The 24,783-nt window shown below is 69.3% G+C and carries 17 protein-coding genes and 2 pseudogenes; 14 read left to right on the forward strand and 5 right to left on the reverse strand.

Annotated elements, in window-relative coordinates; genetic code table 11:
- Nucleotides 1-115: 115 nt before the first annotated feature.
- The 8 genes and pseudogenes from ACFZB9_RS14410 to ACFZB9_RS14445 all read left to right on the forward strand — a co-directional run bounded on the left by ACFZB9_RS14410 (nucleotide 116) and on the right by ACFZB9_RS14445 (nucleotide 6,397).
- Nucleotides 116-1,345, forward strand: coding sequence for a tyrosine-type recombinase/integrase (locus ACFZB9_RS14410; protein ID WP_391446944.1), 1,230 nt, complete (start codon nucleotides 116-118; stop codon nucleotides 1,343-1,345).
- Complete coding sequence (locus ACFZB9_RS14415; protein ID WP_391446945.1) at nucleotides 1,342-2,271, forward strand: tyrosine-type recombinase/integrase; 930 nt, start codon at nucleotides 1,342-1,344, stop codon at nucleotides 2,269-2,271. The genes ACFZB9_RS14410 and ACFZB9_RS14415 overlap by 4 nt, the downstream gene beginning before the upstream one ends.
- Entirely contained in the window at nucleotides 2,268-3,257 is a 990-nt protein-coding gene (locus ACFZB9_RS14420; RefSeq protein ID WP_391446947.1) for a tyrosine-type recombinase/integrase, read from the forward strand. The genes ACFZB9_RS14415 and ACFZB9_RS14420 overlap by 4 nt, the downstream gene beginning before the upstream one ends.
- 306 nt (nucleotides 3,258-3,563) lie before the next feature.
- Complete coding sequence (locus tag ACFZB9_RS14425; protein WP_391447387.1) at nucleotides 3,564-4,268, forward strand: group II intron maturase-specific domain-containing protein; 705 nt, start codon at nucleotides 3,564-3,566, stop codon at nucleotides 4,266-4,268.
- A 73-nt stretch (nucleotides 4,269-4,341) separates the two neighbouring features.
- Nucleotides 4,342-4,782 (forward strand): annotated as a pseudogene (locus tag ACFZB9_RS14430) (IS30 family transposase); the annotation flags it as partial.
- Nucleotides 4,783-4,794: 12 nt separating this feature from the next.
- Nucleotides 4,795-5,493: a polymorphic toxin-type HINT domain-containing protein gene (locus ACFZB9_RS14435; protein ID WP_391446949.1), complete on the forward strand. Its 699-nt coding sequence runs from the start codon at nucleotides 4,795-4,797 to the stop codon at nucleotides 5,491-5,493.
- 113 nt (nucleotides 5,494-5,606) lie between these two features.
- On the forward strand, nucleotides 5,607-5,999 hold the full coding sequence (locus ACFZB9_RS14440; RefSeq protein ID WP_391446951.1) for a hypothetical protein: 393 nt from the start codon (nucleotides 5,607-5,609) through the stop codon (nucleotides 5,997-5,999).
- Nucleotides 6,000-6,253: 254 nt separating this feature from the next.
- Complete coding sequence (locus ACFZB9_RS14445; RefSeq protein WP_391446953.1) at nucleotides 6,254-6,397, forward strand: hypothetical protein; 144 nt, start codon at nucleotides 6,254-6,256, stop codon at nucleotides 6,395-6,397.
- Nucleotides 6,398-7,019: 622 nt separating this feature from the next.
- Here ACFZB9_RS14445 and pepN read toward each other — a convergent pair.
- Both pepN and ACFZB9_RS14455 read right to left on the reverse strand, forming a co-directional pair.
- Nucleotides 7,020-9,593 (reverse strand): aminopeptidase N, encoded by a 2,574-nt coding sequence (pepN, locus tag ACFZB9_RS14450; RefSeq protein ID WP_391446954.1) that lies wholly within the window; start codon nucleotides 9,591-9,593, stop codon nucleotides 7,020-7,022.
- Between the two features lie 306 nt (nucleotides 9,594-9,899).
- A complete protein-coding gene (locus tag ACFZB9_RS14455; RefSeq protein WP_391446956.1) occupies nucleotides 9,900-11,672 on the reverse strand; it encodes a PQQ-binding-like beta-propeller repeat protein in 1,773 nt (590 codons plus the stop codon).
- Nucleotides 11,673-12,190: 518 nt separating this feature from the next.
- Between ACFZB9_RS14455 and ACFZB9_RS14460 the strand changes: the two genes are divergently transcribed.
- The 6 genes and pseudogenes from ACFZB9_RS14460 to ACFZB9_RS14485 all read left to right on the forward strand — a co-directional run bounded on the left by ACFZB9_RS14460 (nucleotide 12,191) and on the right by ACFZB9_RS14485 (nucleotide 20,730).
- Nucleotides 12,191-13,387 carry an ROK family protein gene (locus ACFZB9_RS14460; protein WP_391447389.1) on the forward strand — a complete coding sequence of 399 codons (1,197 nt, stop codon included), beginning with the start codon at nucleotides 12,191-12,193 and terminating at the stop codon, nucleotides 13,385-13,387.
- Between the two features lie 209 nt (nucleotides 13,388-13,596).
- Nucleotides 13,597-14,691, forward strand: a complete 1,095-nt coding sequence (locus ACFZB9_RS14465; protein ID WP_391446958.1) for a sugar ABC transporter substrate-binding protein — start codon at nucleotides 13,597-13,599, stop codon at nucleotides 14,689-14,691.
- Between the two features lie 117 nt (nucleotides 14,692-14,808).
- Nucleotides 14,809-15,585, forward strand: a pseudogene (locus ACFZB9_RS14470) (ATP-binding cassette domain-containing protein); the annotation flags it as partial.
- A gap of 113 nt (nucleotides 15,586-15,698) precedes the next feature.
- A complete protein-coding gene (locus tag ACFZB9_RS14475; protein WP_391446960.1) occupies nucleotides 15,699-16,949 on the forward strand; it encodes a sugar ABC transporter permease in 1,251 nt (416 codons plus the stop codon).
- Nucleotides 16,950-17,156: 207 nt separating this feature from the next.
- On the forward strand, nucleotides 17,157-19,088 hold the full coding sequence (gene dxs / locus ACFZB9_RS14480; RefSeq protein ID WP_391446962.1) for a 1-deoxy-D-xylulose-5-phosphate synthase: 1,932 nt from the start codon (nucleotides 17,157-17,159) through the stop codon (nucleotides 19,086-19,088).
- 130 nt (nucleotides 19,089-19,218) lie between these two features.
- Complete coding sequence (locus tag ACFZB9_RS14485) at nucleotides 19,219-20,730, forward strand: ArnT family glycosyltransferase (protein WP_391446964.1); 1,512 nt, start codon at nucleotides 19,219-19,221, stop codon at nucleotides 20,728-20,730.
- A 24-nt stretch (nucleotides 20,731-20,754) separates the two neighbouring features.
- On the opposite strand, the gene ACFZB9_RS14490 is transcribed toward ACFZB9_RS14485, so the two are convergent.
- From ACFZB9_RS14490 to ACFZB9_RS14500, 3 genes are all read right to left on the reverse strand, one after another.
- Entirely contained in the window at nucleotides 20,755-21,204 is a 450-nt protein-coding gene (locus ACFZB9_RS14490; protein ID WP_327066720.1) for an SPW repeat protein, read from the reverse strand.
- Between the two features lie 203 nt (nucleotides 21,205-21,407).
- Entirely contained in the window at nucleotides 21,408-23,555 is a 2,148-nt protein-coding gene (locus ACFZB9_RS14495) for a 3-hydroxyacyl-CoA dehydrogenase NAD-binding domain-containing protein (protein WP_391446966.1), read from the reverse strand.
- 2 nt (nucleotides 23,556-23,557) lie between these two features.
- Nucleotides 23,558-24,775, reverse strand: a complete 1,218-nt coding sequence (locus ACFZB9_RS14500) for a thiolase family protein (RefSeq protein WP_391446968.1) — start codon at nucleotides 24,773-24,775, stop codon at nucleotides 23,558-23,560.
- Nucleotides 24,776-24,783 lie beyond the last annotated feature (8 nt).

A 24,783-nucleotide genomic window follows, 5' to 3' on the forward strand; every position in this document is an offset into this window, starting at 1 on the left:
GAGTGCTGGCCTGACGTGGCGCCAGATCCGCCCGAACTGTGCGGCATAACCCGGGTAAGGATCCGGTGATCGTCCCCTCTGTATGGGTGAGTTGGTTCCCAGACAGGAGGAGATCATGGACGGTGGAGGACAGCGTCGAGGACCGGCGCCGAAGGCGATGACGGGCCCGTTGGCCAGGTGCGAGGGCCTGCTGCGGACGGAGCTGGCCCGGACGGGCTATGCCCAGTCCTCGGTCCGCGACGCGGTGAGAACGATGAGGCGCCTGAGCTGCTGGATGGAGGAACGGGGCCTGACCGCACCGGAGTTGACGCCCGACGCGGTGGAGAAGTTCCTGACCATGCGCCGGCGGGTGACCGGCTCGGAGGCGGTGGCTCGGCGCTCGCTGGGTGCGGTCCTGCGCGTCCTGAGGGCCGATGGAGCCGTGCCCCCGCGCGCCGGCTCCGGCGGGACGCCGGTGGAGGTACTGCTCGGGGACTACCGCGCCTACCTGGCCGGAGAACGTGGACTGGCCGCGGAGTCAGTACGCTGCCATGCCCTCCAGGCCAGGAAGCTGCTCGAGTGGCTGCCGGAGCCGCTGGATGAGGAGCTCGCCGCTCTGGACGCCGCACGGGTCACGGCGTTCATGGTCGAGCAGTGCACGCGGGCCGCGAGTGTGTGGTCGGCCAAGGCGCTGGTGACCGCGGCCCGCTCGCTGTTGCGCTACCTGCACGTGACGGGACGGATACCGCTGCCGCTGACCGCGGCCGTCCCGGCGGTGGCGGGCTGGCGGCTCGGCTCGCTGCCCCGCGGCCTGACATCCGCTCAAGTCGGCGCGCTGCTGGCCGCGCCGGACACCGGGACCGCGGCCGGCCTGCGGGACCGGGCCGTGCTGGTGCTGCTGGCCCGGCTGGGACTGCGCGGCGCGGAGGTCGCCGCCCTCGACCTGGCCGACGTCGACTGGCGGGCCGGGGAGCTCACGGTGCGGGGCAAGGGCTCGCGGGTCGAGGCACTGCCGTTGCCGGTCGAGGTCGGCCAGGCGATGGCCACCTACCTCACCCAGGCGCGTCCGCGCTGCACGGCAACCACGGTGTTCGTCACCAGCCGGGCCCCCTACCAGCCGCTGACCGGCACCTGCATCCGGGCGATCATGGGACGGGCCTGCACGCGGGCGGGGCTGCCCCGCTTCGGCGCACACCGGCTGCGGCACTCGGTAGCCACCGAGATCCTCCGCTCCGGAGCCGGCCTGGTCGAGGTCGGCCAGGTCCTGCGGCACCGCAGCCAGTTGAGCACGACCGTCTACGCCAAGGTCGACCACGCCGCGCTCCGCACCCTGGCCCGACCCTGGCCCCACGGCGGTGCACGATGACCACGATCCGCCAACACGCGCAGGAGTACCTGGCGATGCGCCGCCGCCTCGGGTTCCAGCTGACCACCTTCGGCCAGAAGCTGATGAGCTTCGTGGACTACCTCGAGCGCACGGGCGCCACCACCCTGACCACGGACGCGGCACTGGCCTGGGCGACGAGCACCGAACGCAGCACCGACCAGGTCCACTGGAGCCGGCGCCTGATGGTCGTGCGGATCTTCGCCCGGCACCTGCAGGCCCTGGTCCCGGCGACCGAGATCCCGCCCGACGACGCGCTGCCCCACCACTACCGCCGCGTCACCCCGCACCTGTTCACACCTGGCGAACTCCAGGCGATTCTGACCGCGACCGATGCACTCCGCCCTGCTTTCCGGGCGGGAACCTGGCACCATCTGATCGCGCTGCTGGCCGTCACCGGCATGCGCACCAGCGAGGCATGCGGCCTGGACCGCGCCGACGTCGACCTGGACGACGGAGTTCTGACCATCCGCAACTCGAAGTTCGACAAGTCCCGGCAGGTCGCGGTGCATCCCAGCACCACCACAGCCCTGCGCGCCTACGCGGCTCTGCGCGACGAGCACCACCCGCGGACCCGCAGCGAGGCGTTCTTCCTCAACACCCGCGGCACCCGGGTGGACGCGCACAACCTCTCCCACTCCTCCGTCCCGCTCCTTCAAGCGACCGGCATCACCACTCCGGCCGGACGGCGTCGTCCACGCCTGCACGACCTGCGGCACTCCTTCACGGTCGCGACCCTGCTGACCTGGTACGCGGACGGCGCCGACGTGCAGGCCCGGCTGCCGCTGCTGTCCACCTACCTCGGCCACGCCGACCCGAAGTCCACCTACTGGTACCTGTCCGGGTCCCCGGAACTCCTCGCCCTGGCCGCCACCCGCCTCGAGCACTCCCTCGGAGAGCGGCTGTGAACGATCTCGCACCCCTGCTGCAGAGCTTCTTCACCGACAAGATGATGCTCCAGCGCCAGGCCAGCACCCACACCATCGCCGCCTACCGGGACACCTTCAAGCTCCTGCTCGGCTTCGCCACCCGCCGCACCGGCCGCCCGCCGGCCCGCCTCAGCCTGGCCGACCTCGACGCCCCCGCCATCGGCGCGTTCCTGACCCACCTGGAAACCCAGCGCGGCAACAGCACCGCGACCCGCAACGCCCGCCTGGCCGCGATCCGCTCCTTCTTCCGCTACGCGGCCCACCGCGCGCCCGACCACGCCGCCGTCATCCAGCGTGTCCTGGCCATCCCACCCAAACGCTTCGACCGCGCCATCGTCTCCTACCTCACCCAGGCCGAGAGCGACGCCCTGATCGCCGCCGCCGACCGGTCCACCTGGACCGGGAGGCGCGACCACGCGCTGCTGCTGGTCGCCGTCCACACCGGACTGCGCGTCAGCGAACTGACCGGGCTGCGGCTCCAGGACGTCCAACTCGGCGTCGGCGCGCACCTGCGCTGCCACGGCAAGGGCCGCAAGGACCGGTGCACCCCGCTGACCACTGCCACCGCCAAGGTCCTGCGGACCTGGATGCGTGAACGCGGCGGCCAGCATGCCGACCCCCTCTTCCCCACCCGCCGCGGCACCGCGCTCAGCCGCGATGCGGTCCAGCACCTGGTCGCCAAGCACGCCAAGTCCGCCGCCGTGATCTGCCCGTCCCTGGCCGCCAAGCACGTCACCTCGCACACCCTGCGGCATTCGACAGCGATGGCACTCCTTCACGCGGGCGTCGACATCTCCGTGATCGCACTCTGGCTCGGCCACGAATCGACCGAAACCACCCAGATCTACCTTCACGCCGACATGACCATCAAGGAACGCGCACTCGCCCGCACCGCCCCCGCCGGCAGCCCGCCCGGACGCTACAACGCCCCCGACACGCTCCTGGCCTTCCTCGACACCCTCTGACCGACCAATGGGTTATGCCGCACAGTCCGGGCGGATCTGGCGCCACGTCAGGCCAGCACTCCCACCCTCGGCATAACCCGCACTGCGGCATAAGCAGACGACTTTGTCGCGATATGCACCAGTCGTGAGCAGGCCGAACAGGTCAAGGAACGGCTGGCCGCATGGCTGACGCCCAGAGGGCTCGCCTTCCACGAGGACAAGACACGCATCGTCCACGCGGAGGCCGGGTTCGACTTCCTGGGGTTCAACGTCCGCCGGTATCACGGCAAACTGCTGATCAAGCCGAGCACAGCGGCCCAACGACGGATCCGGGAACGGCTGCACGCCGAGATGCTGGCCCTGCGAGGGGCCAACGCCGCGGCCGTGCTCAAGAAGATCAACCCCATCGTGCGGGGCTGGTCGGCCTACTACCGGATGGTGGTGTCCAGCGAGGTCTTCACGGCGCTGTACAACTACATGTGGAAGCTCGCCTACAAGTGGGCCAAGCACAGCCACCCGAACAAGCCGAAGCACTGGGTCTCCAGCAAGTACTTCGGCAGGTTCAACAAGGCCAGGAAGGACCGGTGGGTGTTCGGCGACCGCGACAGCGGCGCCTACCTGCTCAAGTTCTCCTGGACGAAGATCGTCCGGCACCAGTTGGTCAAGGGCAGGGCGTCCCCGGACGACCCGGCCCTGGAGTCGTACTGGGCCGAGCGGCGTCGCAAGGGACCCCCTCCGCCGGTCGACGGCATGACCGTGCGCCTGCTTCAGGCTCAGCGCGGTCGTTGCCCGGTCTGCGGAGGGCTCCTGCTGCACGCCGACCACCCGCCGCGAAGCCCCCAGGAATGGGAGGTATGGCGGGCCGTCATCAAGAAGGCGATCTCCAAGCAGTACGTCGCGTTCCTGGGCGGAAGCACGCCGGGCGATCAACGAATCCGTCTTCTCCACACCCAATGTCAACGGCGGAGCGGAGCCGCCGAGCTGACGAGTCCAGCACCTTCGCCTGCCCGCGAGCCCATGGGGCTTGCTTGAGCCGTGTGCGGTGAACAGCTGCTTGCACGGTTCTGAGGGGGGTGCGGCGCAGTAATGCGCCGCACCTACCCGACTGATCATCGGCAAGGACGGCGCCTCCGCGATCGGCACCCTCGTTGAGCGCGCCACCCGCTACGTGATGCTCCTGCACCTGCCCGCCGACCACGGCGCCGAAGCCGTCCTCGACGCCCTGACGGCCACCGCCCGGACCCTTCCCGCCCACCTCAAGCGCTCGCTGACCTGGGACCAGGGCAGCGAGATGGCCCGGCACGGCGAGTTCACCCTCGCGACCGACATCCCCGCCTACTTCTGCGACCCGGCCAGCCCCTGGCAACGAGGCTCGAACGAGAACACGAACGGCCTGCTGCGGCAGTACTTCCCCAAGGGCACCGACCTGTCCGTCCACGACCCCGATCACCTGGCCACCGTCGCCGACCAGCTCAACCGCCGCCCACGCAAAACGCTCGGCTGGGAAACCCCAGCCGAGCGCCTGCATAAACTGCTCGCGGCCTAGACAACCGACCACGTGTTGCGAAGACCCCTAGAAACCGCCTCGCCGTGGGGCGCCCCTTCGCTTGATGGGATTCACGATCGGTCCGAGAAACAGGCGTCGTCAGCACCAAGCCAAATCACCCGAGTCGGAACCCCGTCCCGCCTGCCATCCTCACCCTCGACCCAGCACCACCCCTACTGGGATGTCACCACCCAGAAGTGGACCGACGCAGCGGACCTGCACCAGGGCGACCAGCTTCGAGCGGCCGACGGTTCAACGGTTGTCGTCCAGGCGGTGCGCAACTACCACACAGCGCCGCAGACCACGTTCAATCTGACGGTCGACCAGCTCCACACGTACTATGTGCTGGCGGGGCAGACTCCGGTTCTGGTTCACAATTCCGGAGGAGCGTGCAAGGAAGTAACCCTGCCTAGCTTTGACAGCTTCGAACAAGCTCGCAACAAGGCGCTCGATCTGCTGGGTGAGGTTGATCCAGCTACTCGGCAGCCGTACATCGGCCGTCTCGAATCTGCGTCGACGACCTACGGCAAGGTAGTGGGATTCACTACTCGGGTGAATGGCGAATTCAAGAGGTTTAGGATGGACTACGATCCGGTGAAGGGTCCTCATGTCAACGTGGAAGTCGGCAAGGGTGACTCTGCACGTAAATGGGCAGTGCCATGGAATGGAACAGAAGACGATTTTGCGAGAATGCTTGGCGGTAATTCGTGACGCTCGACGGTGTATACGGAACCAGGCCGGATCTCCTGCCGCGATCTATGGTTCGAGTGGTTCGCGCAGATCAGCAGGATGACCGACGGCTGACTTGGGTTGGGCGGCCGGGCGTGCAGTTGCTGAACCTGGATCAGCATCTCCAGTACGAGCGTGAAAGCCTCGATAATTACCCGCGCAGCTCCGACGGTGCGATCGCGTGGGGCGCGGTGGCCGATGGCTTGGTACTCAGCTCGATGGAGTCGGGTTCCACCGAGCTGAGTACCGTAATCCAACAGTTCACCTCGAAAGCTAGCAGCCTAATCTTTTTCTGGGAGAGTCTGGCAGTTCCGAGTGTAGAGATGGGGCTTGAATCCGCTATCTCTCACCTGCCGGACATCATGGAATCTGTACCGGAACTCTGGGTATATTCACCCGGTGACCGCATTGTGGTGGAGAGTTCGTTCTCTGGCGTAGTGACTGTGGCCCATATTCCTGTGGAAGCCGATGGCCAGAGTCCTGCATAACGCCGTTTGACGGCAACGCTGACGGCAACGTCAGCGGACGGCCACCGCTGAGGGCGGCGGCTCTTCGGAGTCGCCGCCCTCAGCCAGTACATCACTCAGGGTGTCGATGGCCTGGTGCTGGAGGCGGAGTCGGATGTAGGCGCAAAGGGGCGCATCGGGATCGTTATTCATGAGCAGGAGAGGAATGCCTAGCCAATATTCCCGATGGGACGTGCGACAGTCTCCGTGCCAATATTGCGGCCGGAGAGCCGGAGATGACATTTGATGCGGTTTGCAGTTGGATCTATGAGCTCGAAGTGCCAATCGGTTCATCCTATATCGCCGACCTCGAAAACATTCGCGGCCTGCTCGACCTCGACAGTGGATTCCTGGACTTCCTGAAGTCGCAGGTTGAATAGCGGCCAGGACGTCTGCGGGCCTGTCCGATCCCTGGATTGGACAGGCCCGATATGGGCAACCTCACTGTCCGAGCACCGGTCAAATCCGTGATATCTACAGGAGAGGCCCTGTTACGCACCGCCGCAACCCGATGCCGGAACTGAACATAATCGTCGCCCCTGCAGGGGTGTTGTCAGTGGTCGGCGAGCCCCGTGGTCGGGTGGGCAACATGGATCGAGCCATAAGGGGATACTGACGACCGGCCGCGATCACGTCTGATGGTCCGTCATGGTGTCGACCACCGATAACAACGCTGACGGCAACAGCGCGGCTTGCAGCGCGCCTCCATGTACCCCAGTCTGGCCGGTAGATTGCCGAACACCCGCGAAAACGCGGTCAGGGGGGCGCCTGCCGCACGCACTGTGTGCTGTAGTGGGCGACTCCGGTGCGGGTGTACAACACGGGCGGCAACAGGCATGTATGCGATATCAGCGCGACGCCCCTTGGCGAGGGCACACGTGGCAACGTCACGCTGGAGATCGGTGATAGGCGAAACGCCGTAGGTCTCTTCCCGCCCGGGAGGAGACCTACGGCGTTCACAGGGTGCTTCTGCCAAAAGCAACCAGTCCGAGCCGTCAGCCGTCAGCCCGCGGCGCGGTCTGCGGCCTGGGCCTTGAGGGCGCGCTCCACGCCGGCGCGGGACTCGGTGACGAGGCGGGCGAGGGCCGGGGCCGGGTCGGCGGTGGTGAGCCAGGTGTCGGTGGCCTCAAGGGTCGAGGGCGAGACCTGGTAGCTGGGGTAGAGGCCCACGATGATCTGCTGGGCGATCTCGTGGCTGCGGGTCTCCCAGACCTCCTTCAGCGCGTCGAAGTAGCGGCTGACGTACGGCGCCAGCAGCTCGCGCCGGTCGGCGACGTTGAAGCCGGTGATGACCGCGTCCTGGACGTAGTTGGTCAGGGTGTCGGACTCGACGACCGAGGCCCAGGCCTTCGCCTTGGCGTCCGCCGTGGGGCGGGCGGCGCGGCAGGTGGCGGCCTTCTCCTGGCCCGCGGCGGTGTTGTCGCGAACGAGCTCCGCCTCGATGGCGGCCTCGTCGGCGCGGCCGACCGAGACCAGGCGGACGAGCAGGTCCCAGCGCAGGTCGGTGTCGACGGCCAGGCCGTCCAGCTCGACCGAACCGTCCAGCAGGCCCGCCAGCAGGGCGAGTTGCCCCTCAGTGCGGGCGACGGAGGACAGCGCGCGGGCCCAGGCGAGCTGGTGGTCGCTGCCGGGGGCGGCGGCGCGCAGCTGCTCCTCGGTGGCGGCGGCCCAGGTGAGCAGGCCCTGCTCGCGCCGGTCCGGGTCGGCGTAGAGCTCGAGGGCGAGCTTGACCTGGCGGTGGATCGACTGGACCACGCCGATGTCGGACTCCCTGGGCAGGCCGGCGACGGCGAGCGCGAGGTAGTCGCGGGTGGGCAGTTCGCCGTCACGGGTCATGTCCCAGGCGGCGGCCCAGACCAGGGCGCGCGGCAGCGGCTCGGTGAAGGCACCCAGGTGCTCGGTGACCACGGCAAGCGAGTCGGCGTCCAGGCGCAGCTTGGCGTAGGACAGGTCGTCGTCGTTGAGCAGGATGACGGACGGACGCGGCCGGCCGGTCAGCTGCGGCACCGCGGTCAGCTCGCCGTCCACGTCCAGTTCGACGCGGTCGGTGCGGACCAGCTTGCCCTCGGTGAGCTCGTAGCAGCCGATGGCGATGCGGTGCGGGCGGAGCGCGGCGGCACCCTTGGCGCCGGCCGGCAGCGCGGGCGCCTCCTGACGGACCGCGAAGGAGGTGATGACGCCGTCGGCGTCGGTCTCGATCTCGGGGCGCAGGATGTTGATCCCGGCGGTCTCCAGCCAGGCCTTGGACCAGGCCTTCAGGTCGCGCCCACTGGCCTTCTCCAGCGCGCCGAGCAGGTCGGCGAGGGTGGTGTTGCCCCAGGCGTGCTGCTTGAAGTAGGCGCGCACGCCCTCGAAGAAGGCGTCCTGGCCGACATAGGCCACCAGCTGCTTGAGGACGGAGGCGCCCTTGGCGTAGGTGATGCCGTCGAAGTTGACCTGGACGTCCTCCAGGTCGTTGATCTCGGCCATGATCGGGTGAGTGGAGGGCAGTTGGTCCTGCCGGTAGGCCCAGGTCTTCATCTGGTTGGCGAAGGTGGTCCAGCCGTTGGGCCACTTGGTGTCGGCCGGCTCGACCAGCGCGACCATCTCCGCGTAGGTGGCGAACGACTCGTTGAGCCAGAGGTCGTTCCACCACTCCATGGTGACCAGGTTGCCGAACCACATGTGGGCCAGCTCGTGCAGGATCGTGGTGGCCCGGGCCTCGTAGGAGGCGTCAGTGACCTTCGACCGGAAGACGTACTGGTCGCGGAAGGTGACCGCGCCCGCGTTCTCCATCGCGCCGGCGTTGAACTCCGGGACGAAGAGCTGGTCGTACTTCTCGAACGGGTAGGGGAAGTCGAACTTCTCCTGGAAGTAGGTGAAGCCCTGCCGGGTGACGTCGAAGATCGCCTCGGCGTCCAGGAACTCCCGCAGCGAGGGGCGGCAGTAGATGCCCAGCGGGACGACCTGGTCCCCGTCGGTGAACGAGTCGAAGGCGCCGACGTAGGGGCCCGCGATGATCGCGGTGATGTAGCTGGAGATCCGGCCGGTCGGGGAGAACGACCAGACCTGGGTGTCGCCGTCGCCACTCGGCTCCGGGGTGGGCGAGTTGGAGACGACCACCCAGCCGCGCGGGGCGGTGACGGTGAAGGTGAAGCTCGCCTTGAGGTCGGGCTGCTCGAAGGAGGTGAACACCCGTCGGGCGTCCGGTACCTCGAACTGGCTGTACAGGTAGGTCTCGCCGTCCACCGGGTCGACGAACCGGTGCAGGCCCTCGCCGGTGTTGGTGTACGCGCAGTCGGCGACCACCCGCAGCTCGTTCTCGGCGGCCAGGCCGGTCAGCGTGATCCGGCTGTCGGCGAAGGCGGACAGTGCCACCTGCTCGCCGTTCAGCACGATCTCGCGCACCTCGGGTGCGACCAGGTCGATGAAGGTGGTGGCGCCGGGCTCCTGAGCCGTGAACCGGACCACGGTAGTGGACCGGAACGTAGCACTGTCACGGGCCGAGCTCAGGTCGAGCTCGATGTCGTACGCATCCACATGGAGGAGAGCCGCTCGGGTGCGGGCCTCCTCACGGGTCAAGTTGGTGCCAGGCACTCGCAGGACTCCTTCGTCAGGCTTCTTGGGCGCATCCTCCCACGCCGCCCTCGCAGAGCCCGAGTGCTTTGACCGCACGGACATCTCACGGGTGCTTCCTTGGCGCCTCCTTGGCACCGCACGGGCAGCCCGGAGGTCCCGGAAACAGCTGGGAGGCGGCCGGGACACCCCCGGCCGCCTCCCGAATCGGACCTGCTGTGACGTCCGATCAGCGCTTCGTACTCAGCTCTACGTGTTCAGCGCTTCGTACTCAGCGCTTCGTGTTCAGCGCTTCGTACTCAGCGCTTGGTACTCAGCTCTTCGTGTTCAGCTCTTGGTGTACATCGTGGCGCTGTTGTCCATCGGCAGCTGCGGGATGGTCAGCACCCGGCCGTCGGCGGAGTAGAAGACCTCCGCGCCCTGGAACGGCATGAAGCTGGTGCTGTTCGCCTTGCTGCTGAAGGCGGCGAGCTGCGTGACGGTGCCGTCGGCCGGGTTCAGCGAGACCACTCGGCCGCCCTTCTCGAAGCCGTCCATGGCGATCGCGGTCAGCGAGGACTTGCGGTCCACCAGGCGCAGGCCGTTCTCGGCGCCGCCGTCGACGGTCCACAGGGTCTTGCCGCCGACCAGGTCGATGGCCCGGATCGCGGTCTTGCTGTTCTGGTTGACCTCGACGTAGAGGTTGTTGCCGATCACCAGGCTCTTGGTCATCGGGTCCGAGTCGGAGGAGAGCTGCAGCCGGTCCTGCCCGGTGACCTTCAGCGGGATCTTGGCCATCGCGTTGCCGGAGGAGTCCACGCCGACGAAGTAGTCGTTGTCGTAGCCCGAGGAGATCTGCAGCACCAGCGGCGAGGCCGACAGGATGTTGGTGAGCCGCTCGTTGCTGCCGAGGTTGAAGGTCTGGGTGGTCTTGCCGGTGTTGGCGTCCAGGATCATCAACTGCTGCTCGGGGGAGGCCCCGGCGCAGTCGTCGCTGATCGCCACCACGGCGCCGGCCGCGTCCGCGTTGTCCGTGCAGTACTGGGCGCGGTCCTTGTAGGACCAGAGTGAGGTTCCGTCGGTCAGGTTGAAGCCGGCCAGCAGCGAGCCGCTGGCCGCGGCGAGGGTGGTGTCGGTGACGGTGACCTGGGTCTGGAAGCTCTTGCTGCTGAGCGGCGAGCCGACCTTGTAGATCAACCGCCCGGTGGTGGCGTCGATGGCGCCGACCGCCGCGCAGTCGTCGTCGCCGAGGTTGAAGCTGACCCCGCCGATGTTGTTCTTGTTGACGTCCTTGGACATGCTGCAGAACGACTTGGCGCCGTCCGGCACCTTCAGCGTCCAGGCGACCTTGCCGTCGCTCAGGTTGTAGCCGGCCAGGCCGGTGGCATCGCCGCGGACCAGCAGCTTGTCGGTGGTCCACTGGCCGATGGTGCGCTGGTCGCTGGCGCTGCCGTCGACCTTGGGGACGGTCCAGGCGACGGTGAGCTTGCCGGCGTCAGTGCCGCCGCCCCCGCCGCCGCCACCGGTGGACCCGGCGGTGCTCCCGCCACTGGTGTTGTGCACCGGTGAGTTGCCGCTGAACAGCACCACCAGGCCGATCACGATGGCGATCGAGAGCACGGTGCCGGCGATCGCACCGAAGACCATCACCGGGTTGCGCTGCTTGGTCGGCACCGGGGCGATCTGGACGGTCGGGCCGGGGAAGCCGTAGCCCTGGGCGGCCTGCTGGCCGTAGCCGGTCTGCTGGGCGCCGAAGGCCGGCGGCGTGGGGTGGGCGTAACCGCCCTGCTGCGCACCGAAGGCGGGCGGACCGGGCGGCGCGGGCGGCTGCTGCGGGGCGGTCTGCGGGTAGCCGTACGCCCCGCCCTGCGGGTCGTACGGGCCCACCGGCGCGCCCGGCGGCGGGGTGGGGCTCTGGGCAGGGAAGGCGGCGGCGGTCGGCTGGTAGCTGACGTCCCCTACGGATCCCGGCACACCGCCCGGTGCGCCCATCGGCTGCGGCGGCACGGCGGCGGGCGGTGCCTGGGCCGGCACCGGCGCCCCGTCGAGCTGCGTCATCTGGTCCGCGACCGCCGCCGCGTCCTGCGGGTCGACACCCGAGCCGCGCTGATCCCCTGCCATGTGATGCCCCGTCATTGTGCGTTCGGAAGGCCGTCCGCCCTGCCCGTTGTGGCTCGGGATACTGGATGGACGGTTGAGAATTACAGGACATCGTAAGGGCGCGGCATTTTCGGACACTCCCAGGTCCCGCCCGGCGCGCCTCGCCTCCGCTGCCGGCGAGCCCCGCCGCCCGCCCCACCGCCAGCCCCGCCGCCCGCCCGCGCCCCGCCGCAGCGGGCCGCCGGCGTTGTCACCCGCTGTCGTCACCCGCTGTCGTCACCGGCTGTCGTCGCCCGGCTCCGCCGTCGGCGGTGACGGCACGGTTGAGCAGCCGCTGAGCTTTCCCGCCCACCCGATGGCAGCCTTGACGAAGCCGCGCGGAGGCCGCTCGGCATAGAGTTCAGAAGTTGAAGGTGACCTTGTCGGCCACCGGTGCCGACGGCAGCGGCAGTCGACGGCAGTGTGGAGCCGACCGCAACGGCGCGGTGAGGGGCGGGAACCGTCGGGTTCCCGCGCCCGAAGGAGGGTATTTCATGTCCATGGACACGCCGGGTTCGCAGTCCTCACTGCACCGCGCCAACCTCGAACGGGTGCTGCGCGCGGTGCGGATGGCGGGTTCGCTGACCCAGGCCGAGATCGCCCGGGCCACCGGACTCTCGGCGGCGACGGTCTCCAACATCGTCCGCGAGCTCAAGGAGGGCGGCACGGTGGTGGTGGCCGACACCTCCTCCGGCGGCCGCCGGGCCCGCAGCGTCTCGCTCAGCGGGGACGCCGGGATCGTGGTCGGGGTCGACTTCGGCCACTCGCACCTGCGGGTGGCGGTGGGCAACCTGGCGCACCGGGTGCTCGCCGAGGAGAGCGAGCCGATGAACGTGGACGTCTCCGCCGAGCAGGGCTTCGCCCGGGCCGAGGCGCTGGTGGAGCGGCTGCTGGTGCAGGCCGGCTTCCGCCCGGACAAGGTGATCGGGGTGGGCCTGGGCGTGCCGGGCCCGATCGACGTGGAGACCGGGGCGTTGGGGTCCACCGCGATCCTGCCCGGCTGGACCGGCATCGCGCCGGGCCGGGAGCTGTCCAAGCGGCTCGGCATGGAGGTCTACGTCGACAACGACGCCAACCTCGGTGCGCTCGGGGAGCTGGTCTGGGGTGCGGGCCGGGGGGTGAGCGACCTGGCCTACATCAAGGTGGCCAGCGGCGTCGGCTCCGGCCTGGTGATCAACGGCCAGATCTACCGGGGCCAGGGCGGCACGGCCGGCGAGATCGGACACATCACGCTGGACGAGTCGGGCCCGGTCTGCCGCTGCGGCAACCGCGGTTGCCTGGAGACCTTCGTCGGTTCGCGCTACCTGCTCAACCTCTTGAACGCGAGCCATGAGCGCGAGTTGACGCTCTCCTCGATCGTGCAGCTGGCTCAGCAGGGCGATCTGGGCTGCCGCCGGGTGATCGCGGACGCGGGCCGGCAGATCGGGACCGGCGTGGCGACGCTGTGCAACCTGCTGAACCCGCGTCGGGTGATCCTCGGCGGTGACCTGGCCGAGGCCGGTGAGCTGGTGCTTTCTCCGATCCGTGACTCGGTGGCGCGGTACGCGATCCCGTCCGCCGCCCGGCAGTTGTCGATCGTTCCGGGCACGCTGGGTGGCCGGGCCGAGGTGCTCGGCTCGCTCGCGCTGGTGATGAGCGAGATGGGCGAAACCGGTGCAATCGGGCACAACTCGCAGGCGGTCGGCGCGCGCGGCTGAGTCGCGAAGTCCTTTGGAACAAAGGGACGAAAGGGACACCTGCTGGGTGGTAGCCGAGTGTTTGGTCTCGGCTTAGGCTTCACGAAGATAACGAAAGGGTCTGAATCCTTAGAGCGCTGGCTTTACTTGTTGACGACAAGCGGGGTGGCGGGTTTGACTCCCTCCACCTCGCCGCGACGTTGCGGCTCTGTCAGGGAGGCACCCCCACCATGAACGCAATGATGCGTCGCGTCGTCATCGGCACTGCCGCGGTCTCGATGGCCCTCACCATGGCCGCCTGTGGCAAGGCCGGTGGCAGCAGCTCGAACTCCGCGAGCTCGGGTGGCAACAAGACCATCGGCCTGCTCCTGCCGGAGAACTCCTCGTCCATCCGCTACGAGTCCTTCGACAAGCCGCTGATCGAGGCCAAGGTCAAGGCCCTGTGCAGCGAGTGCTCCGTTCAGTACAACAACGCCAACAACGATGCGGCGACCCAGAAGCAGCAGTTCGACACGATGGTGTCGCAGGGCATCAAGGTGATCCTGCTGGACGCGGTGAACGCCCCCGGCACCGCCTCCTGGGTCACCGACGCCCAGAAGAAGGGCGTCAAGGTCATCGCGTACGACCGCCTCGCCTCCGGCCCGGTCTCCGCCTACGTCTCGTTCGACAACGAGAAGGTCGGTGAGCTGCAGGGCCAGGCCCTGGTCGACGCGCTGGGCGCGAACGCCAAGTCCGCCAACGTCGTCATGATCAACGGTGCCGAGACCGACCCGAACGCGGGTCAGTTCAAGGCCGGCGCGCACAAGGTGCTGGACACCGGCGTGGGCAAGATCGTCTACGAGCAGTCCGGTGAGTGGCAGCCCACCGTGGCCAGTCAGAAGATCGGTGCCGCGATCACCGCGCTGGGCAAGAACGGCTTCCAGGCCGTCTACTCCGCCAACGACGGCATGGCCGCCGCCATCATCACCGCCCTCAAGGCGGCCGGCATCAACAACATCCCGGTCGGCGGCCAGGACGCCGCCCCCGACGCGATCCAGCGGATCCTGACGGGCGACCAGGCCTACACCATCTACAAGGCCTACAAGCCGGAGGCCGAGGGCGCCGCCACCATCGCGGTGGACCTGGTCAACGGCGTGGGCGTCACCGGCACCGCCACCGCCAGCACGAACAGCGGCGGTGTCGACGTCCCGTCCCTGCTGCTGACCCCGGTCGTGGTGACCAAGAACAACATCAAGGAGACCGTGATCGCCGACGGCCTGTACAAGGTCTCGGACATCTGCACCGCCCAGTACGCCGACGCCTGCAAGGCCGCGCAGATCCAGTAACGGACGGGCCTTCAGCAAGAGGCGAGCCGGCCGGGCCAGCGGGCCCGGCCGCCTCGCCGGCATCTCGGCGTGCGGGCTCGAGCCACGTGCGCCCCTTGATTTCCGAAGGAGCCATCGATGGTTCAGTCAGACATACCCGTCCTCGCTCTGCGGGGCGTCTCCAAGCGCTTCGGTGCGGTCCAGGTGCTCACCGGCGTGGACCTGGAGGTGCACGCGGGCCAGGTGGTCGCGCTGGTCGGCGACAACGGCGCCGGCAAGTCCACTCTGGTCAAGACGATCGCCGGGGTGCACCCGATCGACGAGGGCACCATCGAGTGGGCCGGCAAGCAGGTCCACCTGACCCGCCCGCAGGACGCCCAGGCGCTCGGCGTCGCGACGGTCTACCAGGACCTCGCGCTCTGCGACAACCTCGACGTGGTCGCCAACCTCTTCCTGGGCCGTGAGCTGATCCGCGGCGGCCGGCTGGACGAGGTGGCGATGGAGAAGCGCGCCAAGGAGCTGCTCGACACCCTCTCCATCCGGATCCCCAGCGTGCGGATCCCGGTGGCCGCGCTCTCCGGCGGCCAGCGCCAGGTGGTGGCCATCGCCCGCGCGCTGATCGGTGAGCCGAAGATCGTGATCCTGGACGAGCCGACCGCGGCGCTGGGCGTCGAGCAGACCGCCCAGGTGCTCGACCTGGTCGAGCGGCTGCGCGACCGGGGCCTGGGCGTGATCCTGATCAGCCACAACATGTCGGACGTGCGCGCGGTGGCCGACCAGGTCGCCGTGCTGCGGCTGGGCCGCAACAACGGCGTCTTCCCGGTGGCCGGGACCAGCCACGAGACGATCATCTCGGCCATCACCGGCGCCACCGACAACGCGGTGACCCGGCGCCAGGCCCGCGTCGCGGACGCGACCAGTCAGGCGAGTGCGGACGCGACCGGTCAGGCGAGTGCGGACGCGACCAACCAGGCGAGCGCGGAGGCGACCAAGTGAGCAAGCACGCCACGACCCCGAAGGCTGAAACGGTGACCGAGATATCCGACAGCGCGGCGCCCATCCCCGCCGTCGACCCGCGGCTGCTGGTGCGCGAGCAGGGCCTGGCCGGCTACCTGGCGGAGTTCAAGCGCAAGATGCGCTCCGGCGACCTCGGCTCGGTGCCGGTGGTGCTCGGGCTGATCCTGATCGCGGCCGTCTTCCAGGCGATCACCGGCAAGTTCCTCACCGCCGGCAACCTGTCCAACATCACCCTCTACATCGCGGGGCCCGGCCTGATCTCGGTCGGCATCGTCTTCGTGCTGCTGCTCGGTGAGATCGACCTCTCGCTCGGCTCGGTGGCCGGTGTCTCGGCCGCGATCTCCGCGGTGCTCTCGATCCAGCACGGCGTCAACGAGTACGCGGCCGCGGGCATCGCGGTGCTCTGCGCGCTGGCCATCGGTGCGCTGCACGGCTTCTTCTTCGCCAAGATCGGCGTGCCCGCCTTCGTCGTGACGCTGGCCGGCCTGCTCGGCTGGAGCGGTCTGCAGGGCTACGTGATGGGCAACACCGGGACGCTCAACAACCTCCCCGACGGCTTCATCGCCCACCTGGACAACTACTTCTTCGACGATGTCGCCGCCGCCTACGGTCTGGCCGCGATCGGCGTGGCCGGCTACCTGGTGGCCGCGCTGCTCGGCGCCCGCAGCCGCCGCGAGGCCGGGCTGCCGGCCCGCCCGGTGAGCGAGATCGCGCTGCGCACCGCGCTGCTCGCGGTGCTCGCCTTCGGCGCCGCCTACACCCTCAACCAGGACCGCGGCCTGCCGCTGGCGCTGGTGGTCTTCCTCGGTGTGGTCATCGTCACGGACTTCGTGCTGCGCCGCACCTCGTACGGCCGCAAGGTGTTCGCGGTCGGCGGCGGCGTGGAGGCGGCCCGCCGGGCCGGCATCAACGTGGCCTGGGTGCGGATCTCGGTCTTCATGATCTCGGCCGGGCTGGCCGCGGTCGGCGGTCTGTTCATCGCCTCCCAGTCCGGCTTCGCGGACAAGTCGCTGGGCAGCGGCAACGTGCTGATGAACTCGATCGCGGCGGCCGTGATCGGCGGCACCAGCCTCTTCGGCGGCCGCGGCAAGACCTGGTCGGCGCTGCTCGGCATGCTGGTGATCCAGTCCATCGTCACCGGTCTCGACCTGCAGGGCATCAGCCAGTCGATCCAGTACATGATCACCGGCGCGGTGCTGCTGGGCGCGGTGGTGCTGGACTCGGTCTCCCGCCGGACCCAGAAGTCCACCGGCCGGGGCTGAACGCTCAAGAGTTGCCAGGCAGGCCCGGGACGCGCCCGACCCAAGGGGCGCGCCCCGGGCCTTCGCGCGCCTGGTCAAAGCCCGCCGAATGCCCCGCGCCGCGATGCGCCGCACGGGCGGAGATTAGACTCGACCGCCGGGTACGGGCGCGACACCGCCCACGAACGTCCCGACGAGCCGGACACGTAACTGACTGAGGAGGACCGGGTGCCGTTGCTGACCCGCATTCGGGGACCGCGCGATCTCGACCGGCTCACCCCGGGGCAGCTGACTGCCCTGGCCGAGGAGATCCGCGGCTTCCTGATCGAAGAGGTCGCCAAGACCGGCGGACACCTGGGCCCGAACCTCGGTGTGGTGGAGCTGACCATCGCGCTGCACCGGGTCTTCGACTCCCCGCGTGAGCGGATCCTCTTCGACACCGGGCACCAGTCGTACGTACACAAGCTGCTGACGGGCCGTCAGGACTTCAGCCGGCTCAAGATGAAGGGCGGCCTGTCCGGCTACCCCTCGCGGGCCGAGTCCGAGCACGACGTGATCGAGAACTCGCACGCCTCCACCGTGCTGGGCTACGCCGACGGCATCGCCAAGGCCAACCAGCTGCTCGGTCACACCGACCGCCCGGTGGTCGCGGTCACCGGTGACGGTGCGCTCACCGGCGGCATGGCCTGGGAGGCGCTGAACAACATCGCCGACGGCAAGGACCGCCCGGTGGTGATCGTGGTCAACGACAACGAGCGCTCCTACTCGCCGACGATCGGCGGCCTGGCCAACCACCTCTCCACGCTGCGCACCACCCAGGGCTACGAGCGTTTCCTGACCTGGGGCCGCGACACCCTGCAGCGCACCCCCGTGGTCGGCCAGCCGCTGGCCGACGCCCTGCACGGCGCGAAGAAGGGCCTGAAGGACTTCATCGCCCCGCAGGGCATGTTCGAGGACCTGGGCCTGAAGTACCTCGGCCCGATCGACGGCCACGACATCACCGCCGTGGAGTCCGCGCTGCGCAAGGCGCGCGGCTTCGGCGGCCCGGTGATCGTGCACGTCATCACCGAGAAGGGCCGCGGCTACCATGCGGCGCTGCAGAACGAGGAGGACCGCTTCCACGCGGTCGGGGTGATCCACCCGGACACCGGCCTGCCGGTGAAGACCTCCGGCAAGGACTGGACCTCGGTCTTCAGCGAGGAGATGGTCCAGCTCGGCCGCGAGCGCGAGGACCTGGTGGCGATCACCGCCGCGATGCTGCACCCGGTGGGCCTGGCCGACTTCGCCAAGGCCTTCCCCGAGCGCACCTTCGACGTCGGCATCGCCGAGCAGCACGCGGCCGTCTCGGCGGCGGGCCTGGCCACCGCCGGGCTGCACCCGGTGGTCGCCGTCTACGCGACCTTCCTCAACCGGGCCTTCGACCAGGTCCTGATGGACGTCGCGCTGCACAAGCTGGGCGTCACCTTCGTGCTGGACCGGGCCGGGGTCACCGGTACCGACGGCGCCTCGCACAACGGCATGTGGGACATGTCGATCCTCCAGGTGGTGCCGGGGCTGCGACTGGCCGCCCCGCGCGACGCCGAGCAGGTCAAGGCTCAGCTGCGTGAGGCGCTGGAGGTCAAGGACGCGCCGACGGTGCTGCGCTACTCCAAGGGCTCGGTCGGCCCGGCGGTCGCCGCGCTCGGCCGGATCGGCGGCATGGACGTGCTGCACGGCAGCGCCGAGCCGCTGGACCCGGCTCAGGCCGCCGCGGGCGAGCGCCGGGCGGACGTGCTGATCGTCTCGGTCGGCGCGCTGGCCCCGATCTGCCTGGAGACGGCCGCGCTGCTGGACGCCCAGGGGATCAGCGCCACCGTGGTCGACCCGCGCTGGGTCAAGCCGGTGGACGCCGCACTGCCGGGTCTGGCCGCGGAGCACCGCGTGGTGGTCACGGTCGAGGACAACGGACGGGCCGGCGGCGTCGGCTCGGCGATCGCCCAGGCGCTGCGCGATGCGGAGGTCGACCTGCCGCTGCGCGACTTCGGGATCCCGCAGGAGTTCCTGGACCACGCCAAGCGCGACGAGATCATGGCCGAGATCGGCCTGACCGCGCCGGACATCGCCCGCCAGGTGACCGCGCTGGTCTCCCGGCTGGACAGCGGAGCGGTCGTCCAGGCCTGAACGGCCGGGGAGTACGACGAGGCAGAGTGCAACCACGTGTGACTCTCTGACGTTCAGGACAATATGACATTCATATCTGAATCCGGGACCGGCACCGCTTCCGCCGGTCCCGCCCGGTAGGTTGTCCCTCGTGCCGACCTCGACCTCGACCCCCAAGCGCTTTGCCATGCTCGTTGCCCGGCTTCGCTCGGGGTACTGGACCCGGCTGGTCCCGGTGCTGGCCGTGGTGGCCGCACTGACCCACATCCCCTCGTTCATGCGCCCGGTGTGGAGCCCGGACGAGGGGTACCTGGCCACCCAGGCCCGGATGCTGGCCAGCGGCGGGGTGCTCTACGACACCGTGGTGGACCGCAAGCCGCCGCTGCTGCCCTGGCTCTACGAGGCCTGCTTCTCGGTGTTCGGCTCGCTCTCGCTCTGGCCGCTGCGCACCCTGGCGATCGTGGCGCACGTGGTCACCGCCGTGCTGCTGGTCTCCATCGCGCGCGGCCGCTGGGGCAACCGGGCGGGTGGCGCGGCCGGCGTGCTCTATCTGCTGCTCTCGATCGGGCTCTCCCCGGAGGACACCCAGGCGGCGACCTTCGAGGTCTTCATGCTGCCCGCGATGGTGGCCGCCTTCCGCTACGCCGAGCGGCGCCGCTGGCTGGCCGCCGGGATCGCGGTGGCGGTCTGCTCGCTGACCAAACAGACCGGCGGCGCGGTGCTGCTGCCGGTGCTCTGGATGCTCTTCCAGGACGCCCGGCTGCGCGGCGTGCGGTGGCGCAGCGCGCTGCTCAAGGTGGGCTTCGGCTTCGCGCTGCCGATAGCCGTGGTCGCGGCGATCCTCACCAAGCCCAAGGGCTTCCTGTTCTGGGTGGTGACCGGCAGCGGCGACTACGCCTCGCTGGGCGGGGACTGGCTGCAGATGATCGGCCGGGCGCTGGGCAACTCGGCGATCCTGCTGGCGGCCGGCCTCGGCTTCCTCTTCCCGCTCGGCCACCGGCTCTGGGTGCGGCTGCGCACCGGCAGCTCGCTGCCGACCCGCGGCGAGGCGCACGGCGCGGCCAGCGACCTGTGGGTGTGGCTGATCTCCTCGGTGGTCGCGGTGGCCACCGGCTTCCACTTCTTCGGCCACTACTACCTGCAGCTGATGCCGCCGCTGGTGCTGCTCGGGGTCGGCGCGGTCTCGGTCTCGGCGGTGCGCTGGAAGCCGGTGCTGGTCTACAGCACGGTGGCCGCCAGCGCCTTCTGGGTGCTCGCCATGGCCTGGCCCGGCGAGCAGCTCAACCAGACCACCCAGGTGGCCACCGCGGTCGCCGAGCGCAGCACGGCGCAGGACACCGTGCTGGTCTGGGGCATGCACCCCGAGCTCTACTGGCTCTCCGACCGCAAGCCCGCCACCCGCTACCTGACGGCCGGCTTCCTGACCAACTTCAGCGGCGGCAAGGGCACCCAGGACGTCGGCGAGCAGTACAGCGTGCCGGACGCCTGGCAGACCTTCGACAAGGAACTGGCCACCAACGGCCTGCCGGAGATCGTGGTGGACGACTCCGGACGCGCGCCGTACCAGCCGCTGCTGGTGCCCAAGATCGAGAACCTGCTGGACGACCACTACGAGGTGGTCGGCGCCTACGGTGACACAGTGGTCTACCGGCTCAAGAAGTGAGCCGGTAGACCGTCGGGCAAGGCGTCAGATCCGGCGTCGGCTCGCGCCCAGCACCATCCCTGCCGCGGTGAAGGCCAGCAGACAGGTCAGTCCGCCCACGATCACCTGGTTCCAGATCATGCCCCGGGTCGCGGTGTGTCCCACGGTCACCACCCAGGGGGAGATGATCAGGAACACGCCGGTGGCAGCCATGGCCCAGGTCAGCCCGAACATCCGGGCCGGAGCGATGGTCAGACCCAGGCCGAGGGCGGCGATCCCGATCCCGAGGATCAGGTTGCAGATCACCAACTCGTGGCTGGCCGCACTGAAGTGCACCACGTAGGGCGAGATGGCCAGGTAGAGGCCGGTCAGCACGACCAGCCCGTCCACGGCGACCCCCTGGGGTCCGTCCATCATGCGCGCGTACCGGGTCCGCATCTCCGAGATGTCCGGGTGGGTGGAGATGTCACCGGTTCGATGTGAGACGTCGGCCATACGACTCGCCTCCTTCAGATCTGCAAGTCTGATCCTCTTGGCCTAACGGTATTATGCGCTTTGTCCTGATTTGGTGTATACCGCAGCGGGCTGTTGACCCCGAACCCGCCGCAGGGTCCGAACCCGCCGAAGGGCCCCGGACATGCCGAAGGGCGGCCCGCTCCCGGTGGGGAGCGGGCCGCCCTCGTGGGCTCAGCCGTGGATCAGGCCGGGACGCTGGCCAGGCCGGGGGCCAGGAACTTCTTCCCGTTCACCCGCTCGGAGACGCCCTCGCGGTCCAGGTACGGGGTGATCCCGCCCAGGTGGAAGGGCCAGCCGGCACCGGTGATCATGCACAGGTCGATGTCCTGCGCCTCGCCGACCACGCCCTCGTCCAGCATCAGGCCGATCTCCTGCGCGACCGCGTTCAGCGCCCGCTCGCGGACCTGCTCCTCGGACAGCGCGCTGTCGCCGAAGGTGAGCAGCGCCAGCACCTCGGGGTCGAGGACCTGCTGGCCGTCCTGCCAGATGTAGAAGCCGCGCTTGCCGGCCTTGACCACCTCGGCGAGGTTCTCGGAGACGGTGAACCGCTCCGGGAAGGCGCCGTGCAGCGTCTCCGAGACGTGCAGCGCGATGGCCGGGCCGACCAGCTCGAGCAGCGCGATCGGGGACATCGGCAGGCCGAGCGGCTGCACGGCCTTCTCGACGGTCTCGAACGAGGTGCCCTCGTCGATGATGTTCTGGATCTCGCCCATGAAGCGGGTCAGGATCCGGTTCACCACGAACGCCGGGGCGTCCTTGGTGAGCACGGCCGTCTTCTTCAGCTTCTTGGCCACCCCGAAGGCGGTGGCCAGCGAGGCGTCGTCGGTCTTCTCGGCCCGGACGATCTCCAGCAGCGGCAGGATCGCGACCGGGTTGAAGAAGTGGAAGCCGACCACGCGCTCCGGGTGCTGGAGCTTGGAGGCCATCTCGGTGACCGACAGCGAGGAGGTGTTGGTCGCCAGGATGGTGGTCGGCGAGACCACCGCCTCCAGCTCGGCCAGGACGTTCTGCTTGACGCCCATCTCCTCGAAGACGGCCTCGATCACGAAGTCCGCGTCGCCGAACGCCGCCGCCTTGTCCAGGTGGCCGCTGACCAGGCCCTTGAGCTTGTTGGCCTTGTCGTTGCCGATCCGGCCCTTGGCGAGCAGCTTGTCGACCTCGGCGTGCACGTAGCCGACGCCCTTGTCGATCCGCGCCTGGTCGATGTCGGTGAGGACCACCGGCACCTCCAGGCGGCGCGCGAAGAGCAGCGCCAGCTGCGAGGCCATCAGACCGGCGCCGACCACGCCGACCTTGCTGACCGGGCGGGCCAGCGACTTGTCCGGCGCGCCGAAGGGCTTCTTGGCCCGGCGCTGCACCAGGTTGAAGGAGTAGATGCCGGCCCGCAGCTCGCCGCCCATGATCAGGTCGGCCAGCGCGGCGTCCTCGGCGTCGAAGCCCTGCTGCAGACTGGCTGCATCCCCAAGGCTGGCGTTCTTGGCGGCGGCCATGATGTCCAGCGCCCGGTAGGCGGCCGGAGCGGCGCCGTGCACCTTGGCGTCGGCGACCGCGCGACCCCAGGCGATGCACTGGTCCCAGTTGTCGCCGCGGTCGATCTCGGGGCGCTCGACCGTGACCTCGCCCTTGAGGACCTTGGCGGCCCACAGGATCGACTGCTCCAGGAAGTCGGCCGGCTCGAAGATCGCGTCCGCGATGCCGAGCTCGAACACCTCCTTGCCCTTGAGCTGCTTGTTCTGGCTCATCGAGTTCTCGATGATGACCTTGACCGCGTTGGCCGGGCCGACCAGGTTCGGCAGGATGGTGCAGCCGCCCCAGCCGGGGACCAGGCCGAGGAAGACCTCGGGCAGCGAGAAGGCCGGCAGGCCGGAGCTGACGGTGCGGTAGCTGCAGTGCAGACCGATCTCCACACCGCCGCCCATCGCGGCGCCGTTGTAGAAGGTGAAGGTCGGCACCGGCAGCGCGGCGATCCGCTTGAAGACCTCGTGGCCGCCCTTGCCGATGGCCAGCGCGTCGCCGTGCTCCTTGAGGAGCTCGACGCCCTTGAGGTCGGCGCCCACCGCGAAGATGAACGGCTTGCCGGTGATCGCGACCGCGACCACCTTGCCCGCCGCGGCCTCCGCCTCGACCTGGTCCAGCGCCTCTTCGAGCTTGAGCAGCGAGCCCGGGCCGAAGGTGGTCGGCTTGGTGTGGTCGAAGCCGTTGTCCAGGGTGATCAGCGCCAGCTTGCCGGCCTGCAGCGGCAGGTCCAGGTGGCGGACGTGCGCGGTGGTGACGACCTCGCCCGGGAACAGCTCGGCGCCGCGCTTGAGGAGCTCAGTGGTGTTGCTCATGATCACTTACCACCCTCGAAGTGCGGGTTCTCCCAGATGATGGTCCCGCCCATGCCGAACCCGATGCACATCGTGGTCAGGCCGTAGCGGACGTCCGGGCGCTGCTCGAAGCGGCGGGCCAGCTGGTTCATCAGGCGAACGCCGGAGGAGGCCAGCGGGTGACCGAAGGCGATCGCACCGCCGTACGGGTTGACGCGCTCGTCGTCGTCCGCGATGCCGTAGTGGTCCAGGAAGGAGAGGACCTGGACGGCGAACGCCTCGTTGACCTCGAACGCGCCGATGTCATCGATCGTCAGACCGGCCTTGGCCAGCGCCTTCTCGGTGGCCGGCACCGGGCCGATGCCCATCACCTCGGGCTCGACGCCGGCGAAGGCGAAGGAGACCAGGCGCATCTTGATCGGCAGGCCGAGCTCCTCGGCCACGTCCTCGGCGGCCAGCAGCGAGGCGGTGGCGCCGTCGTTGAGACCGGCCGAGTTGCCCGCGGTGATGTTGCCGTGCGGGCGGAAGGGGGTCTTGAGGTTGGCCAGCGACTCCATCGTGGTGCCCGGGCGCAGCGGCTCGTCCACGGTGGCCAGGCCCCAGCCGGTCTCGCCGACCTCGGGGTTGGTGTTGCGGACCGTGATCGGCACCAGGTCGGGCTGGATGTCGCCGTTGGCGTAGGCCTTGGCCGCCTTCTCCTGGGAGCGCACGGCGTAGGCGTCGCAGCGCTCCTTGGTCAGGTGCGGGAAGCGGTCGTGCAGGTTCTCGGCGGTCATGCCCATGAACAGGGCGGACTCGTCGACCAGCTTCTCGGAGACGAAGCGCGGGTTCGGGTCCACGCCCTCGCCCATCGGGTGGCGGCCCATGTGCTCGACACCGCCGGCCACCACGATGTCGTAGGCGCCGAAGGCGATGCCGCCGGCGGTGGTGGTGACGGCGGTCAGCGCGCCGGCACACATCCGGTCGATGGCGTAGCCGGGGACCGACTTCGGCAGGCCGGCGAGGAGGGCGGCGGTGCGGCCGATGGTCAGCCCCTGGTCGCCGATCTGCGTGGTGGCGGCCACGGCCACCTCGTCGATGCGCTCGACGGGCAGGTTCGGGTTGCGGCGCACGAGCTCCCGGATGCACTTGACGACCATGTCGTCGGCACGGGTCTCGTGGTAGATGCCCTTCGGGCCGGCCTTGCCGAACGGGGTGCGGACGCCGTCGACAAAGACGACGTCCCTCGCGGTACGAGGCACGGGGGCTC

The sequence above is a fragment of the Kitasatospora sp. NPDC008050 genome (assembly GCF_042957465.1).
In the GTDB taxonomy this organism is placed as follows: domain Bacteria; phylum Actinomycetota; class Actinomycetes; order Streptomycetales; family Streptomycetaceae; genus Kitasatospora.

Coding starts and splice junctions, on each gene's coding strand:
- ACFZB9_RS14410 (WP_391446944.1), top strand. CDS start 116: ATGGACGGTGGAGGACAGCGTCGAGGACCGGCGCCGAAGGCGATGACG.
- ACFZB9_RS14415 (WP_391446945.1), top strand. CDS start 1,342: ATGACCACGATCCGCCAACACGCGCAGGAGTACCTGGCGATGCGCCGC.
- ACFZB9_RS14445 (WP_391446953.1), top strand. CDS start 6,254: ATGACATTTGATGCGGTTTGCAGTTGGATCTATGAGCTCGAAGTGCCA.
- ACFZB9_RS14455 (WP_391446956.1), bottom strand. CDS start 11,672: ATGGCAGGGGATCAGCGCGGCTCGGGTGTCGACCCGCAGGACGCGGCG.
- ACFZB9_RS14460 (WP_391447389.1), top strand. CDS start 12,191: ATGGACACGCCGGGTTCGCAGTCCTCACTGCACCGCGCCAACCTCGAA.
- ACFZB9_RS14465 (WP_391446958.1), top strand. CDS start 13,597: ATGAACGCAATGATGCGTCGCGTCGTCATCGGCACTGCCGCGGTCTCG.
- ACFZB9_RS14490 (WP_327066720.1), bottom strand. CDS start 21,204: ATGGCCGACGTCTCACATCGAACCGGTGACATCTCCACCCACCCGGAC.
- ACFZB9_RS14495 (WP_391446966.1), bottom strand. CDS start 23,555: ATGAGCAACACCACTGAGCTCCTCAAGCGCGGCGCCGAGCTGTTCCCG.